Source organism: Streptomyces sp. NPDC008092 (genome assembly GCF_042957285.1).
Lineage (GTDB): Bacteria > Actinomycetota > Actinomycetes > Streptomycetales > Streptomycetaceae > Streptomyces.
This window is the reverse complement of sequence record NZ_JBIBHY010000007.1, coordinates 21,276-36,268: the sequence shown is the minus strand read 5'-3', so window position 1 is coordinate 36,268 and position 14,993 is coordinate 21,276. Positions and strand designations below refer to the sequence as shown.

At 73.7% G+C, this 14,993-nt stretch carries 11 protein-coding genes; 6 read left to right on the top strand and 5 right to left on the bottom strand.

Going from position 1 to position 14,993, the window contains the following annotated elements:
* Positions 1-308 precede the first annotated feature (308 nt).
* A complete protein-coding gene (locus ACFZB3_RS23165; protein WP_391377937.1) occupies positions 309-809 on the top strand; it encodes a hypothetical protein in 501 nt (166 codons plus the stop codon).
* Here ACFZB3_RS23165 and ACFZB3_RS23160 read toward each other — a convergent pair.
* From ACFZB3_RS23160 to ACFZB3_RS23150, 3 genes are all read right to left on the bottom strand, one after another.
* On the bottom strand, positions 787-2,610 hold the full coding sequence (locus ACFZB3_RS23160; RefSeq protein ID WP_391377933.1) for an NAD-binding protein: 1,824 nt from the start codon (positions 2,608-2,610) through the stop codon (positions 787-789). The two genes, ACFZB3_RS23165 and ACFZB3_RS23160, sit on opposite strands and share 23 nt — an antisense overlap.
* Before the next feature lie 183 nt (positions 2,611-2,793).
* Positions 2,794-3,588 (bottom strand): DUF4118 domain-containing protein, encoded by a 795-nt coding sequence (locus ACFZB3_RS23155; RefSeq protein ID WP_391377931.1) that lies wholly within the window; start codon positions 3,586-3,588, stop codon positions 2,794-2,796.
* The gene (locus ACFZB3_RS23150; protein ID WP_391377929.1) at positions 3,585-6,083 is read right to left on the bottom strand and encodes an ATP-binding protein; all 2,499 of its coding nucleotides are present in this window, start codon (positions 6,081-6,083) and stop codon (positions 3,585-3,587) included. Before ACFZB3_RS23150 ends, ACFZB3_RS23155 begins: the two co-directional genes overlap by 4 nt.
* A 207-nt stretch (positions 6,084-6,290) precedes the next feature.
* Here ACFZB3_RS23150 and ACFZB3_RS23145 point away from each other — a divergent pair, with 207 nt between their 5' ends.
* On the top strand, positions 6,291-7,850 hold the full coding sequence (locus ACFZB3_RS23145; protein WP_391377927.1) for a Na+/H+ antiporter: 1,560 nt from the start codon (positions 6,291-6,293) through the stop codon (positions 7,848-7,850).
* 7 nt (positions 7,851-7,857) lie between these two features.
* Here ACFZB3_RS23145 and ACFZB3_RS23140 read toward each other — a convergent pair whose 3' ends face one another.
* Entirely contained in the window at positions 7,858-9,270 is a 1,413-nt protein-coding gene (locus ACFZB3_RS23140) for a hypothetical protein (RefSeq protein WP_391377924.1), read from the bottom strand.
* A 609-nt stretch (positions 9,271-9,879) separates the two neighbouring features.
* On the opposite strand from ACFZB3_RS23140, the gene ACFZB3_RS23135 reads away from it, so the two are divergent.
* From ACFZB3_RS23135 to ACFZB3_RS23120, 4 genes are all read left to right on the top strand, one after another.
* The gene (locus tag ACFZB3_RS23135; RefSeq protein WP_391377922.1) at positions 9,880-10,143 is read left to right on the top strand and encodes a hypothetical protein; all 264 of its coding nucleotides are present in this window, start codon (positions 9,880-9,882) and stop codon (positions 10,141-10,143) included.
* Between the two features lie 169 nt (positions 10,144-10,312).
* Positions 10,313-12,268: an amino acid transporter gene (locus tag ACFZB3_RS23130; protein WP_391377919.1), complete on the top strand. Its 1,956-nt coding sequence runs from the start codon at positions 10,313-10,315 to the stop codon at positions 12,266-12,268.
* 104 nt (positions 12,269-12,372) lie between these two features.
* The gene (locus ACFZB3_RS23125; RefSeq protein ID WP_391377917.1) at positions 12,373-12,894 is read left to right on the top strand and encodes a hypothetical protein; all 522 of its coding nucleotides are present in this window, start codon (positions 12,373-12,375) and stop codon (positions 12,892-12,894) included.
* 66 nt (positions 12,895-12,960) lie between these two features.
* Positions 12,961-13,356 (top strand): TOBE domain-containing protein, encoded by a 396-nt coding sequence (locus ACFZB3_RS23120; protein WP_391377915.1) that lies wholly within the window; start codon positions 12,961-12,963, stop codon positions 13,354-13,356.
* Between the two features lie 5 nt (positions 13,357-13,361).
* Here the strand turns inward: ACFZB3_RS23120 and ACFZB3_RS23115 are convergent, their stop codons facing one another.
* On the bottom strand, positions 13,362-14,849 hold the full coding sequence (locus ACFZB3_RS23115; RefSeq protein WP_391377913.1) for a helix-turn-helix domain-containing protein: 1,488 nt from the start codon (positions 14,847-14,849) through the stop codon (positions 13,362-13,364).
* Between the last annotated feature and the right edge of the window lie 144 nt (positions 14,850-14,993).

Genomic DNA, 14,993 nt, shown 5'->3' with positions numbered 1-14,993 from the left:
GGTGCTCCTTAACGAACGGGACATGCCTTCGCGCGCGGGAGTACCGCGCGCGATGCGACCAGGTTCTGTCCCGCCCCGGCCAGGTCCGGCGATTCCTTGCGCGTTCTTCGCGCGGGAGGGTGCGACTTTGACATTCCCTTGACGGCAGCGCCCTGTGAGGGGCGCTGGGGGTACCCCCGGCCGAAGGCTGGGGGAGGAACTGCGCGCTCGACCCCCACCGGTCCGCACGGACCCGCAACCGTCAGGGTCCCGTCAAAGACATGCCCCACCTACTGACGCCGAGCACCGCCGCTCCCTACCTTCACCCCATGCAGTACTCCGAGGACCCCCGCTGGTCCAAAGACGTCTACGCATCGGCCCGTTGCGCCGGCGCCCTGCTCGCCCTGCTCCTCCTGATCGACTGGGGGTCGGGCACGTTCAGCTGGTGGCGCGGCACCCTGTGGACCACCCTCGCCCTGCTCCTCTTCGGCGTCCTGTGCCCCGCCAGGGTCCGCGCCGGCGACGGCTGGCTCACCTCGCGCAGGCTGCTGCGCACCCGCAGGGTCCGCACCGACCGCCTGGTCTCGGTCCGCCGTCTCGACGGCATCTCGCCGCGCCTGCTCCTCCGGGACGCCTTCGGCGGCCGGCTGGAGATCGATCCGCGGGTCCTCGTCGACAACCCCGACCTGTGGCTGCGCGTCGACGCGGGCGCCCGCCGGGCCGCGGCGGCCGGCACCCTGCTCTGCGGCTCGACCGCCCTGAGCCGCCTCGGCGAACAGGTCGAGCGCGAGAACGCGCTGGGCGTCTTCAGGGCGTCGGGCCTGGACTAGCGCCCACCCCCGTCATCAGCACGTCGAGCCCCCGCCGCGTGGTGGCCATCACCACCCGGTCCCCCGCCCGCAGCACCCGCCCCTGGGCCGGCCGCCAGTCGAAGGCCGGCTGTCCCGGGGCGCCCCCGCCGACCGGGCCCACCGCCAGCACCCGCCACTCCCGCCGCCGGAACGCCTCGTGCACCGAGCGTCCCTCCAGCTCCGGATGGCCGGCCACGTCCACGCAGGTGAACAGCAGCGACCCGCGCTCCACGGGCATCACCCCGAGCACATGGCGCCCCATCATCGCGGCGGCGAACGACGGCGCCGCCAGCGCCGAAACGCTTCTGCTCCGGGTGAGCGCGTCCGGGTAGGACGCCCGCAGCGTGCGCTGGACGGTCGCGGCGAAGCCGTCGTCGTACAGCCGGGTGACCACCCGTACCTCGGGATTGGCCTCCCGGACGGCCATCACGATGTCGAGGTTCTGGCCGTCGTCGCGGGTGAGGACGAGCAGGGAGCCGCACTGCCGGACCCGGGCCAGTTCGAGGACGCCGGGGGCGGTGGCGTCCTCCAGGACCAGCGGGACGCCGAGTTCCCTGGCGAGCGCGACGCCCCTCGCCCGCGGGTCCCGCTCGATGGCCACGACCTGGTGGCCGGTGGTGCGCAGCCGGTCCAGCACCCGGGTGCCGACCATGCCGAGCCCGACCAGGACGATGTGGCCGCTGACGTCGTCGCCGGGCGGATGGTTCACCGAGGCGGTGCGGAACGCCTCGGTGGCGTTCATGGTCGCGGCGACCACGAGCGGCAGCACGGCGAGCCCGACGAAACCGGCGATGAGCTGGAGTATGCGGCGGGCGGGCGACTCCTCGGTCGCCGGATCACCCATCGTGAAGATGTCGAGCAGGGGCAGGTAGAAGTTCTTCCACCAGGGATGCTCGTCCGCGAAGAGCGCGGTGGCGGTGGACAGCGCGACCACCACGGCGGCCAGCGAGCCGTAGACGGCGGCCAGTTGCCGGGAGCGGAAGACCCGCCACGGCAGATGGGCGAACCGGGCCCGGACCCAGCGCACCGGCCGGAACCGCCAGGCACGGCGCGCCGGTTCGGCGGTGTCGAGGTGCACGACCTCCTCCAGCATCAGCCGGCCGTGCGTGAACTGCCGGTGGTACGCGGTCCGGTCGTCCGGCAGCAGCAGGGTGCCGTCCTCACCCGGCGTCTCGGCGCTGTCCTGGCTGGCCGGGTCGTCCTCGTGCGCACCGGAGAGCACGGCGAGGGTGGCGAGGTCGGTGGCGTGCGTCGGGGTGCCCGCGGGCCGTACGACGCCGCGGAAGACCTTGCCCTCGACCTGGAGGGTGTGGCCGTGCCCGACGGCGGCCGCCGCGACCAGTTCCGGTACGGCGGTGTCGGCGTCGGAGAGCACGGTGGTGGAGGTGTCCGGCGCGGGGGCGTCGCACAGGCCGGCGGCCCGGTCGAGGAGCCGTTCCAGATGGCTGCCGCGCTCCCGGTTGAACATCCGCACGACCAGCCGTACGGAGGGGTTGACCGCGCGGGCGACCAGGGCCGCGGTGACGTTGACCTGGTCGTCGCGGTAGGTCAGGGCGAGCGCGGCGGCCCGTGCCACACCGGCCGCGCGCAGGGTGGCCTCGTCCGGGCGGGCCGAGAGGTGCAGGTGGACGGCGGACGTCGGGTCGCGGTGCAGGGCGGCGACCCGGGCGCCGTGCTCGTCGTCGTCGGTCGGCAGGACCACGGTGACGATCTCGCCGCACACGGCGTCCAGTTCGACGGCGAGCCGGTGCGCGAGGCCGTCGTCGCCGCAGATCACCATGTGGCCGGTTCTCTCTCCGGATGCCGCTGGTACGAGCAGAGTTGACGTCACATCAGCCTGAACGGCACCGGTCGTGGCGCCGGTTCCGGCCGGACCGCCGCCCGCCGTTCAAAACTCCGCCAAGAACATGTCAAGGAGAGGGAGCGGGAGCAGGCGTACGACGGCGGTGCTCCGGCCCGCGGGTCAGCCCGTGTTCACCGGCCCCGCCGTGTCCAGCGCCGCCCCGGTCTGGTCGGCCAGCGTCACCGCGACCAGCCGCGCCGGCAACGGGGGCACCGGCCCGGGTCCCGGGGTGAGCATGAAGCGGCCGAGGTAGTGCCCGTTGCCGTAGGCGCGCAGCTCGGTCTCGCCCGCCGGCCAGCCGCTCCGCTCCAGGTCCCAGGCCCGGCGCCCGACGGTGATCCCGCCGTCCTTGCCCAGCCGGGGCGGCTGTCCCAGCAGGGTGCCGTACTCGAAGCGGCAGCCGGACAGCCCGAGCAGCGCGGTCAGTTCGCCGCGCACGTGGTCGACGACGGTGTCGGCGGACTTGGCGGACCGGACCAGGTCGGCGGTGGTGTGGATCCGGGCCAGGTAGCCCTCGTCGGTCACCGTGACGACCTCCAGCTTCCGGGCGTGGGCCGCGAGTCGGGCCACGACCAGGCCGACGACGAGCAGCAGCACGGCCGTTTCGACGTCGGCGCCGGCACTGATGTCGAAGGTCTCGTACGGCCGGGTGAGAAAGAAGTCGAACCAGGCCGCCGCCGACAGCGCCGCCACCGCTCCGGCGAGGCGGCTGCCCAGCGCGGCCACGGCGACGACCACCACGACGAGGACCAGCGCCGCGTTGGTGTGGGACAGGTCGGAGCGGAACGGGACGAGGACGAGGGAGACCAGGAAGGGGGCGAGGAGGCCGGCGGCGAGTGCGGTCCGGTCCCGGGCCGGCGGGACCGCGACGGGCCGCCCGAAGCTCGCTCCGAAGCCGGCGTGCGTGCTGCTCATGGGGTACCTCCTACGCGTTGCGGCGTCCGGAAGGGATGGGCCCGATCGGCCAGGGGCAGCGAGACGACCATGGTCAGTCCGCCGCCCGGGGTGTCCTCGGGTGTCACGGTGCCGTCCATCGCCTCGGTGAGCCCCCGGGCGAGGGCGAGCCCGAGGCCGAGGCCGGTGGTGTTGTCGGTGTCGCCGAGCCGCTGGAAGGGCTCGAAGAGGCGGTCGCGGCCGTTGGCCGGCAGGCCGGGACCCCGGTCGATGATCCGGAGTTCGGCCCGCCCCGCCAGCACGCTCGCCGTCACCAGCACCCGGGTGCCGGGCGGGCTGTAGCGGGCCGCGTTGCCGACCAGGTTGGCGATCACGCGCTCCAGCAGGGGCGGGTCGGCCAGCAGCGGGGGCATGTTCTCCGGCTCGCCGTGCACCTCGACGGCCGGGGTGTCCGCCAGGGCCGTCGGGAGCACCTCCTCCAGCGCGGTGGCCCGCAGGTTGAGGGTGAGGACGCCGGCCTCCAGGCGGCTGAGGTCGAGGAGGTTGTCGACCAGTCGGCTCAGCCGGGCCATGGACTCCTCGGCGGTGGCGAGGAGTTCGTCGCGGTCCTCCGGCGAGAACTCCACCTCCCGGCTGCGCAGCGAGGTGACCGCCGCCCAGCCGGCCGCGAGCGGGGTGCGCAGGTCGTGGCCGACGGCCCGCAGCAGCGCGGTGCGCATCCGGTCGGCGGCACGCACCGGTTCCACCTCGGCGGCGGCCTGGGCGAGCCGGGCCCGTTCCACCGCCGACCCGACGTGCGCGGCGAACGCGGCGAGCACCCGCCGCTCGGACGACGAGGGCGTACGGCCGCGCAGCACCAGGTAGTTGCCGGGGCCCGCGGGCACGGCGGTGGCGTCGGCGCCGTCCGGCGGTTCGTCGACGAGTTCGGCGGAGTCCATGCCGAAGGTCTCGCGGGTGCGTTCCAGCAGCGCCGGGATGGTCTGGCCGCCGCGCACGATGCTGCCGGCCAGCGACGACATGGTCTCCGCCTCGGCGGTGGCCCGCGCCGCGCGTCTGGACAGGCGCAGCGAGCGGTCGACGACCGCGGCGACGGTGGCGGCCACGACCGCGAACACCCCGAGCGCGAGCAGGGCGTTGGGATCGTCGAGGGTGAACTGGCCGACGGGCGGTATGAACCAGTAGTTCAGCAGCAGGGACGCGGTGACGGACGCGATGACGGCCGAGGCGACCCCGCCTATGCAGGCCACGCCCACCACGGCGAGCAGGAACAGCAGGGCCTCGCTGGTCAGGTTGACGGTGCCGCGCACCTGGGCGAGGGCGACGGTCAGCAGCACCGGGAGCACCAGCCCCGCGACCGGACCGGCGATCAGGCGGCGGGTGGAGAGGGTGCGGCGGCGCGAAGGCAGCAGGGTGCCGCGGCCGGCCCGCTCGTGGGTCACCCGGTGGACGTCGATGTCGCCGGAGAGCGCGGTGACCGTCTCCCCCGTGCCGGGTCCGGTGAGGAAGCGCTCCAGACGGCCCCTGCGGCTGGTGCCGAGGACGAGCTGGGTGGCGTTCTCGGCGCGCGCGAAGTCCACCAGGGCGGTGGCCACGTCGTCGCCGACCACCGAGTGGTAGCTGCCGCCGAGGTCCTCGACCAGCCGGCGCTGCCGGGCCAGCGAGGCGTGCGAGACGCCGGCGGCCAGGCCGTCGCTGCGGGCCACGTGCACGGCGAGCAGGTCGCCGCCCGCCGACCGGTCGGCGATGCGGGCGGCCCGTCGTACCAGGGTGTCGCCCTCCGGGCCGCCGGTCAGCGCGACCACCACCCGCTCCCGGGTCTCCCAGACCCCGCCGATGGCGTGCTCGGCGCGGTACGACTGGAGGGCCTCGTCGACGCGGTCGGCGACCCAGAGCAGGGCCAGCTGGCGCAGGGCGGTGAGGTTGCCGGGGCGGAAGTAGTTGGCGAGGGCCGCGTCGATCTTCTCGGGCGCGTAGATGTTGCCGTGCGCCATGCGGCGGCGCAGGCCCTCGGGCGGGATGTCGACGAACTCGATCTGGTCCGCCTTGCGGACCACCTCGTCGGGCACCGTCTCGTGCTGCGGCACCCCGGTGATCTTCTCGACGACGTCCTTGAGTGATTCGAGATGCTGGATGTTGACGGCGGTGATCACGTCCACGCCGGCCGCGAGCAGGTCCTCGACGTCCTGCCAGCGTTTGGGGTGCCGGCCGCCGCCCGGGATGTTGGTGTGCGCGAACTCGTCGACGATCGCCACCCCGGGGCGACGTGCCAGTACGGCGGCGACGTCCATCTCCTCGAACTCGCCGCCCCGGTAGTCGCAGCGCAACCGTGCCACGACCTCCAGGCCGTCGGTCATGGCCTCGGTCCAGGGGCGCCCGTGGCACTCCACGAACCCCACCGCCACGTCCGCGCCCCGGGACGCACGGCGCCGGGCCTCGTCGAGCATGCGGTAGGTCTTGCCGACCCCTGGGGCGGCCCCGAGGTAGACCTTCAGTCGTCCGCGCGGTACGTCGTTCATCACCTCAAAGACAAGCGCGCCGGCCGGCCCGGGGAGCGCCGTCTTGACGTGTCTCTGGCGCCGTTGACGAGGACGTTGACACTGTCTTGACGGCCCTTGGCCGGATAGGGTGAAGGCGGTGTGCCGGGAAGTCTGGTCGGCCGGGAGTCAGGGTGGCTCCTGTCGGGCCCGTCCCTGGAGACGGGCCCTGGGCCCCAGGGGGACGGCATGCGCGGCGTGGGTACGGTTCTCGCACTCGTGGTACTGGCCACGGTGGTGGCGACCTTCGCCCGCCGGTGGCGGATTCCGGCCCCCTCCCTCCTCGTGGTCGCGGGTCTCGCCGTGGCCCTGCTGCCGGGCACTCCGACGATCCAGATCAGCCCGGAGGTCATCGGTCTCGTCGTGCTCCCGCCGCTGCTGTACGCCAGCGCGGAGGAACTCTCCTGGCGCGAGCTGCGGGTGGTGTGGAAGCCGGTCGGCGTGCTCGCGGTCGGCCTGGTGCTGGCCTCGGCGGCGGCCGTCGGTGCGGTCGCCTCGCTGGTCACCCCGCTGTCCTGGCAGATGGCGCTGGTCCTGGGCGCGATCCTGGCCAGCACCGACCCGGTCGCGGTGACCGCGCTCGGCCGCCGGCTCGCCCTGCCGCCGAAGGTGCAGATGCTGGTCCAGGCGGAGAGCCTCTTCAACGACGCGACCTCCCTGGTCCTCTACCGGGTCGCGGTGAGCGTCGCCGTGGCCTCGGCGGCGGCGAACTGGGGCGCGGCCGGCGGCGAGTTCCTGCTGCTGGCGGGCGGCGGCACGCTGATCGGCGCGCTCGTCGCAATGGTCGTCACGGCGATCAGGCGGCGCACCGAGGACCCGGTCCTGGAAACGGTGATCTCCCTGGTCACGCCGTACACGGCCTACGTCCTGGCCGAGGCCGCGCACACCTCGGGCGTCACCTCGGTGGTCGTGGCCGGCGTGGTCCTCGGCGGCCGCGGCGACCGGCTCACCAACGCCCGCATAAGGCTCCAGCTGCACGCCGTCTACGGCACGGTGGTCTTCCTGCTGGAGAGCGTGGTCTTCAGCCTGATAGGGCTCGCGCTGCCCGCCCAGGTGCGGGCGCTCTCCGACGGTGACCGGTTGTGGCCGCTGTACGCGCTGGCGGTGGCCGGCACGCTGATCGCGGTACGGCTGCTGTGGCTGGCGCCGCTGTCGGCGGTGGTGCAGCGCAAGGGCGGCATACAGCGGCCGAACTGGCGGGTCCCGGTGGTGCTGACCTGGGCCGGCACCCGGGGCGTGGTGCCGCTGGCGGCCGCGCTGTCGATCCCGGTGGCGGCGAAGGACGGCTCGGCGCTGACCGAGCGGCCGCTGGTCCTGGTCCTGACCACCTCGGTGGTCGTGGTCACCCTGGTCGTGCAGGGTTTCTCCCTGGCCTCGGTGGTGCGCCGCTCCGGGATCGCCCTGGAGCCCGACCACACCGAGCGCGAGGAGGCCGCCGCCCGCTGCCGGCTGGCCGACGCGGGCATCCGGCGCCTGGAGGAGCTGTCCGAGCTGGAGGCGGTACCGGACGTGGTCCTCGACCGGCTCCGGCGCGGCCTGAACGCCCGCCTCGACGACGCCCGCGACCGGCTGACCGACAGCACGGTCGAGTCGGCCGACCTGGTCTACCGGCAGTTGCGGCGCGACCTCATAGCGGTGGAGGCGGCGGAGCTGCGGCGGCTGTACGACGAGCACACGATCAGCGACACGACCCGGCGACGGCTGCAGCGGTCGCTGGACCTGGAGGAGGCGCGGCTGGCGGACGCGTAGCGTCCCGTCAGCGGAACTCCGCGAGGCGGGGCCGCAGCCCCAGCCCGGTCAGCCCCACGGCCAGCAGCAACAGCCCGCCGGCCCACGGCAGCCGGCCCGTCAGCTCGGCGCGGCCCGCCGCCACGGACGAGGTGAAGTGGACCCGGTTGATGCCGGTCACCTCGTCCAGCGCGGTCATCCACGCGCCGAAGTGCGCGTTGGACGTGCCCGCCTCCCATCCCATGCAGAACTCCACCGCCTGCCGCTCCTTCCCGGCGGCGAGCAGGGCGCGGATCCTGCGGTCGTCGCGCTCGTAGACGGCGTACGCGTCGACCGTCCTCTCGGCCGCGGCCCGCTCGCCGGGGAAGGTGATGTTGTCCAGCTCGCGCCGGAACTCGCCGGTGAAGCGCAGGTCGGCGGCGTCGGCGCGGTAGTCCCGCCAGGTGGCGGCGAGCCGGGCGTCGTACGTCGCCGGCGTGGCGCCCCGGATGCCGTACAGCTGCTGGGACTTGGCGAGGAAGGAGTCGGCGTACCGGGTGCGGCGCTGCGGGTCGAGGAGGTAGCGGCTCTCGTCGGCGTTGGCGTCGTAGGCGATCGCGCGGGCCCGGGAGAGGGCGACGACGGAGTCGAAGGCGTCGCGCCGGGCGACCTTCAGGTGCCCGGCGGAGGCCGAGAGGAGCTGGGCGCCGAGGACGACGGCGGCCAGGGCGCACCCGGTGGCGGCGAGGAGGGCGGGGTTGAGGGTGCGCCGGAAGCGGCGGGCCAGGTACCACTGCAGGGCGCCGAGGACGGCCAGGAGCAGCAGACCGAGGACGAGGACCGCGGCGAGCTGCGCCGAGAGTGCCGAACGGGCCGCGGTGTACTGGGAGTCGAAGGCCGCGTCGTTGGCGGAGACCAGCGTGCGCGCGTCGGGCAGGAGGCTGTCGCGCAGCAGGTCGGTGGCGTCGCGGTAGTCGGTGAGCGCGTCCGGTTTGCCGTCGGTCCGGCGGTCGTTCTCCAGGGCCCGGCCGATGAGTTCCTGGTACTCGGCGAAGTCGTCGGTGATCGCCTCGACGGTCTTCTCGTCGGACCGGTCCCCCTGCGCGGCGGCCGAGAGGGTGCGCAGGTCGTGGCCGATCTCGCGGCGGGCGTCGCCGTACATGCCCACGGCCTTGGCGTGCGGGGTCTCCAGCCCGCCCTTTCCGCCGTCCCCGCTGGACAGCAGGATGTTGGCGGCCTGGGCGTCCATGTCGTTGAGGGCCAGGTTCAGGTCGGCCGCGCTGGTGGTGCGGGGGGCGTCGCGGCCGGCCACGTCGTCCCAGGTGCCGTTCGCGGCGAGGCCGGCGACGAGCAGCAGCAGACCGAGGGCGACGGCGAGCAGGAGCGTGGCCGCGCGCAGAAGGCGCAGCCGTGCGGGCACGGTGGCCCGGACACGGCGGCGCAGAGCGGCCCGCGCGGCCACGACCCGCTTCCCCGGGCGCGGCTGCCGCGGCCCCGGGGCCGGTACGGGCGGCGGGACGACCGTGGCTTGCGGCGGCTTTTCGACAGCCTCCGCCGGAGGTCTGTGTGGTGTGCCGGCCGTGATGGTCACGGTCCCCTCCCAGGTACCCGCCACGGACGGTCGCCCGTCCCCCGTGCCGATCAGTCTGCGACCGGATCCGGCCACGAACGCCCGGCCTTGACGGCTTCCTGACGCCCCTTCAGGCCCGCTTGACGGCCCCTTGATGCCCCGCTCGGGACGCCCGTACAGGATCCGCGGATCCCGCACCGAACAGGCACGGCCCGCGCGGCCCACTCCTTCCCGGCGCGCTGTGCAGAACCGACCATGCTCGTCGGGACCGCGCGGTACGACCGCGCGCGATCGCCGCGTCCTGTGCCGGTCGCGTCGTCCCGCGGGGCGCCGCGGACGCGCTCGCACCCGAGACCCCGGCCCCGCTCTCCGGTACCCGGATCGACGCTCCCGCCGGCCCCCCTGCCCGCGCTCGGCGCCGCCTTCGAACGGCTCACCCGCCGGGAACGGACGATCTGGACGCTCCAGGCCTAACCGCAGCCCGCCCGGATCCCGGCCGGCGTGACGGTACGGCGCCCGGAGCCGGCCGGCTCCGACGCGGCGCTCGCCCTCGGCCCGGACGCCTCCTGCCCCTCCGCCGGCTGGAGCGGACCGCCGCGCCTGGCCGCCTCCGGGCACGCCCGGGCCACCGCGAGCCGCACCGGCCGGGTCCTCGCCGTCGCCTGCACCTCCTGGATAACGCTCGGTGTCCGGAACCCGGCACCCACCCGCCGCCCCCCGTACAGCCCAATGTCCCCCCGCGGTCTCCGGGCCACCCTTTCTTGATGCCCGACCGCCGCCTGTCAGGGCATTCTTAACGCAAGCTTGACGCCCAGCCCGCTCCGATCCGTGGGCCCACGCGTCACTCTCTGCTTACGCTGGTGCCGCCGTCCGCGTGATGGCCGGAATCGAACTGCGCCGCACCACACCGCGCCGGACACCAGGAGCCGACCCCATGGCCACGACCGAACACCCCCCTCCCAGTCGCCTGCGCGCCTGGATGCTGGAGGGGCTGTCCGACATGGGCAAGGGCGGCGGCCACACCGACCCCCACGCACAGCCCGAACCCGCGCACCAGGGCCAGCGCTGGTGGCGGGTCATGTGCCTGACCGGTGTCGACTACTTCTCCACCCTCGGCTACCAGCCGGGCATCGCGGCCCTGGCGGCCGGCCTGCTGTCGCCCATCGCGACCATCGTGCTCGTCATAGTCACCCTGGCCGGCGCCCTGCCGGTCTACCGCCGCGTCGCCGAGGAGAGCCCGCACGGCGAGGGCTCCATCGCCATGCTGGAGCGGCTGCTCTCCTTCTGGCAGGGCAAGCTCTTCGTGCTGACCCTGCTCGGCTTCGCCGCCACCGACTTCCTGATCACCATCACCCTGTCGGCCGCGGACGCCTCCACCCACCTGGTGGAGAACCCGCACCTGACCGACTTCCTGCAGGGCAAGCAGATGGTGATCACGCTGTTCCTGGTGGCCCTGCTCGGCGCGGTCTTCCTCAAGGGCTTCCTGGAGGCGATCGGCGTCGCGGTCGTCCTGGTCGGCATCTACCTCGCGCTCAACGTCGTCGTCGTGGTCGTCGGCTTCTACCACGTCCTCACCGCCGAGCACGTCGTCACCGACTGGACCAGCGCCCTCACCCAGGAACACGGCAACGTCTTCGTCATGATCGGCGTCGCCCTGATCGTCTTCCCGAAACTCGCCCTGGGCCTGTCCGGCTTCGAGACCGGCGTCGCGGTCATGCCGCACGTCGAGGGCGATCCGGGTGACACCGAGGAGCGCCCCGCCGGCCGGATCCGGGACACCAGGAAGCTGCTGACCACCGCGGCCGTCATCATGAGCTGCTTCCTGATCGCGACCAGCTTCATCACCACACTGCTGATCCCGGAGAACGAGTTCAAGTCCGGCGGCAGCGCCAACGGCCGTGCGCTCGCCTACCTGGCGCACGAGTACCTCGGCAACGCCTTCGGCACGGTCTACGACGTCTCGACCATCTGCATCCTGTGGTTCGCCGGCGCGTCCGCGATGGCCGGCCTGCTCAACCTGATGCCCCGCTACCTGCCCCGCTACGGCATGGCCCCGCACTGGGCCCGTGCCGTGCGCCCGATGGTCATCGTCTTCACCCTGATCGCCTTCCTGGTGACCTGGATCTTCGACGCCGACGTCGACGCGCAGGGCGGCGCCTACGCCACCGGCGTGCTGGTCCTGATCAGCTCCGCGGCGATCGCGGTGACCATCGCCGCCCGCAAGGCCGGGCAGCGCAAGTGGACGATCGGGTTCGGGATCATCTCGGCGGTGTTCCTCTACACGACCGTCGTGAACGTCATCGAGCGCCCGGACGGCGTGAAGATCGGTGCCTGCTTCATCGTCGGCATCATGCTCGTCTCCCTGCTCTCCCGCCTCGCCCGCGCCTTCGAGCTGCGCGTGACCAGCGTGGCCCTCGACGACATGGCGGAACGATTCATCCGCGACATGGCCAGCCGGAAGATGCGGTTCATCGCCAACGAGCCGGACCGGCGCGACAAGGCCGAGTACCGCGACAAGATCGAGCAGATCCGGGCCGACAACGACATGCCCGAGCAGGAGGACTTCGTCTTCGTCGAGGTGACGGTCACCGACCCCTCCGAGTTCGAGGCGGGCCTGACCGTCCGCGGCGAGGTCCTGCACAACCGCTACCGCGTGCTGACCCTGGAGTCGGCCTCCATCCCCAACGCCCTGGCGGCGCTGCTGCTGCACGTCCGGGACGAGACCGGCTGCATCCCGCACATCTACTTCGAGTGGACCGAGGGCAGCCCGTTCGCCAACTTCCTGCGCTTCTTCCTCTTCGGCCAGGGCGAGGTCGCCCCGGTCACCCGCGAGGTGCTGCGCGAGGCGGAGCCGGACCGCGCCCGGCGGCCGCGCGTCCACACGGGCTGAGGACAGCACACCGGCGTAAGAATCCCGTCAATAACCGCACGGTCCGCATAAGAACCCTGTCAGCGGTCGCTCCCGAGCCGCCACCGGCCCCTACCGTCGGCCTCATGGAGGACAGAAGACGCAGGGTCCGGGCAGCCGGTGACCGCACCTGGCACGGCAGCGCGCGCCTGGCCGTCGGCTCCGCCCTCGGCTTCGGCGGGCTGACGTTCATGGTCGACTGGGACGCCGGCACCCTCACCCCGGCCCGCGCCCTGCTCTGGGTGACCCTGTCGGCCGCGATCCTCGTCATGCTGCTGCCGGCCCGCGTCACGGCGGGCCCCGGCTGGCTGGCCGTCCGCGGCCCGCTCCGCCGCCGCACCGTCCGCACCGACTCCCTCGTCTACGTCGGCCAGTACGGGGACGTCGCCGAGCATCTGGTCCTGCGCGACACCCTGGGCAACCGGCTGGAGCTGGACCCGGGCGTCCTGCACGCCAACCCCCTGCTCTGGCACGAACTGGACACCGGCGTCCGCCGCTCCCTGGAGCGCGGCACCCTGCGCCGGGGCACCGACGTGCTGGCCCGGCTCGGCCACGAGATCGACGACACGAACGCACGCGCGGTTCTCGAGGCGTCCGGCCTCACCTGACCGGCGACCACACGACCCCGCGACCCCGCGACCTCGTATCCCGCCACCTGGCCCTATGGTGAGCGCATGCCCTCCTACACGATCGGCCAGGCGGCACGGCTGCTCGGCGTCAGCCCGGACACCGCCCGCCGCTGGGCCGACGCGGGCCGGATGACCACCCATCGGGACGAGGGCGGCCGACGGCTCATCGACGGCACGGACCTCGCCGCGTTCTCCGTCGAACTGGCCAAGGCCGGCACCGCCGAGGAGGACGCCTCCTACACCTCGGTCCGCAACGCCTTCCCCGGCATCGTCACCGCGATCAAGCTCGGCGACGTCGCCGCCCAGGTCGAGATCCAGGCCGGACCGCACCGGCTGGTCTCCCTCCTGACCCGGGAGGCGGTGGAGGAACTCGGCCTGGAGGTCGGCATGGAGGCCACCGCCCGGGTGAAGTCCACGAACGTGCACATCGACCGCTTCTGACGGGGTCACCTGCACAGCAGGGCGGCCCACAGGTCCAGCCGGTCGCTCAGCCGGGACAGGTCACGGCCGGTGAAGTGCTCCACCCGCTGCATCCGGTAGTGCACGGTGTTGACGTGCAGGTGCAGCGCCTCCGCCGTCCGCGCCCAGGAGCCGTCGCAGGCCAGGAAGGTCTCCAGAGTGCTCAGCAGCACCGCCGAGGCGGCGCGTCCGCCGGTCACCAGCGGGCCGAGGACCGTACGGCTGTAGGCCGCGCGGACATCGGCCGGCACCCCGGTGAGCAGCGCGTCGAGGCTGGTGAGCGCGGTGGCGTCGGTGAGGGCGGAGGCGTCCGGCGCGGTGGCGCGGGCCGAGGTGAGCGCGTACCGCGCCTGCGCCAGCGCACCGGCCAGCCCGCCGGGCCCGGCCGCCGCCACCCCGGTTCCGCCGTGCAGCGGGACGCCGGGGTCGCTGCCGGCCACCAGTGACCAGACCTCGTCCAGCGGGTCCGCCGCGGCGGGCAGCACCGCGAAGGCCGACCCGTCCGGCAACCGGCCCACCGCCGCGTGCGCCGCGACATGCCCCGCGACCTCCGCCAGCGCGCCCTCGGCGAGCCCCGCCCGCCGGGCCCCGGTGTCGGCGACGACCACCCGGTAGGGTCCGTCGGCGGGCAGCCCGCACTCCCGCACCGCGGCCTGCAGAATCCCCTCCGCCGCCCCGGCCGCGGCGCCGGCCAGCAACGCGCCCAGTTCGTCGGCCGCCTGCCGCTCGGCCGACCGGCGCCGGACGGCCGTCTCCTGGCAGCGGCCCAGCGCGGCGGCCACCTCGTGCAGCATCCCGGCCGGCGCGCTGTCCGGGTCGGGCAGGTACAGCAGCCAGCGCTCGTACGGCGAGACGCTGTCGGCGGCGACGGACACCGTCATCCCGCGCCCGTCCGCGACCAGCTTCGCGGCCTCCCCGGCCGGCACCCCCGGTGCGGCGGCCGTGGCCGCGACGGTCCGCCCCGACGGCGTGAAGACGTACGCGGCGGTCCGGTCCAGATGCGCGAAGGCCGCCGCGAGCAGGTCCGCGGGCCCGGCCTCCTGGGCGAGCAGCCTGCTGAGCCGGACCCGGGCGTTCTCCGGCAGCGCCTGCCTGCGGCTCAGCTCGCCCCACTGCCCCAGGTACACGGTGTCCGTGATCGTCCGGAACATGATGTGCGCCGGTACTCCGGCGACCGGGACGCCGTGCCGTACGCAGGCCTCCACCAGCTCCCCGGGCACGCCCCCGTGGGTCTCCTCCCCGGCGAACAGCGCCGCGGCCCCGGCCGCCTTGAGGGCCGCCACGAACCGCTCCGCCTTTCCGGGCGCCCACCACACCAGCCCGCTGAGCACCACCTCGCCGGGCCGCACGAAGCGGGCCGGGTCCTCCAGGTCGGTGACCGTCACCCCGCTGATCTCCCGGGCCAGCAGGGCGTCCTGCGCCCACAGGGGACGCAGCCCGAGCGAGCGGTCCGTCAGGAGGTGTTCGACGTGCATGTACTCAGACTCCTTGCGCCAGCCTCGCATTCACCAGGTGAGTGCGAGTTACAGCATCGTAAATGCAAGTCTTTCCGCACGGAACGTCTCTTGGTGAATCATCCAGGACCGGCCCCGTCCGCCTCGTTTTTTCCGTGCCCGGCA

Bases quoted from the DNA above. Each gene is read 5' to 3' on its own strand.
- ACFZB3_RS23165 (WP_391377937.1), top strand. From the start codon at position 309: ATGCAGTACTCCGAGGACCCCCGCTGGTCCAAAGACGTCTACGCATCG.
- ACFZB3_RS23160 (WP_391377933.1), bottom strand. From the start codon at position 2,610: ATGGTGATCTGCGGCGACGACGGCCTCGCGCACCGGCTCGCCGTCGAA.
- ACFZB3_RS23155 (WP_391377931.1), bottom strand. From the start codon at position 3,588: ATGAGCAGCACGCACGCCGGCTTCGGAGCGAGCTTCGGGCGGCCCGTC.
- ACFZB3_RS23150 (WP_391377929.1), bottom strand. From the start codon at position 6,083: ATGAACGACGTACCGCGCGGACGACTGAAGGTCTACCTCGGGGCCGCC.
- ACFZB3_RS23145 (WP_391377927.1), top strand. From the start codon at position 6,291: ATGCGCGGCGTGGGTACGGTTCTCGCACTCGTGGTACTGGCCACGGTG.
- ACFZB3_RS23130 (WP_391377919.1), top strand. From the start codon at position 10,313: ATGGCCACGACCGAACACCCCCCTCCCAGTCGCCTGCGCGCCTGGATG.
- ACFZB3_RS23125 (WP_391377917.1), top strand. From the start codon at position 12,373: ATGGAGGACAGAAGACGCAGGGTCCGGGCAGCCGGTGACCGCACCTGG.
- ACFZB3_RS23120 (WP_391377915.1), top strand. From the start codon at position 12,961: ATGCCCTCCTACACGATCGGCCAGGCGGCACGGCTGCTCGGCGTCAGC.
- ACFZB3_RS23115 (WP_391377913.1), bottom strand. From the start codon at position 14,849: ATGCACGTCGAACACCTCCTGACGGACCGCTCGCTCGGGCTGCGTCCC.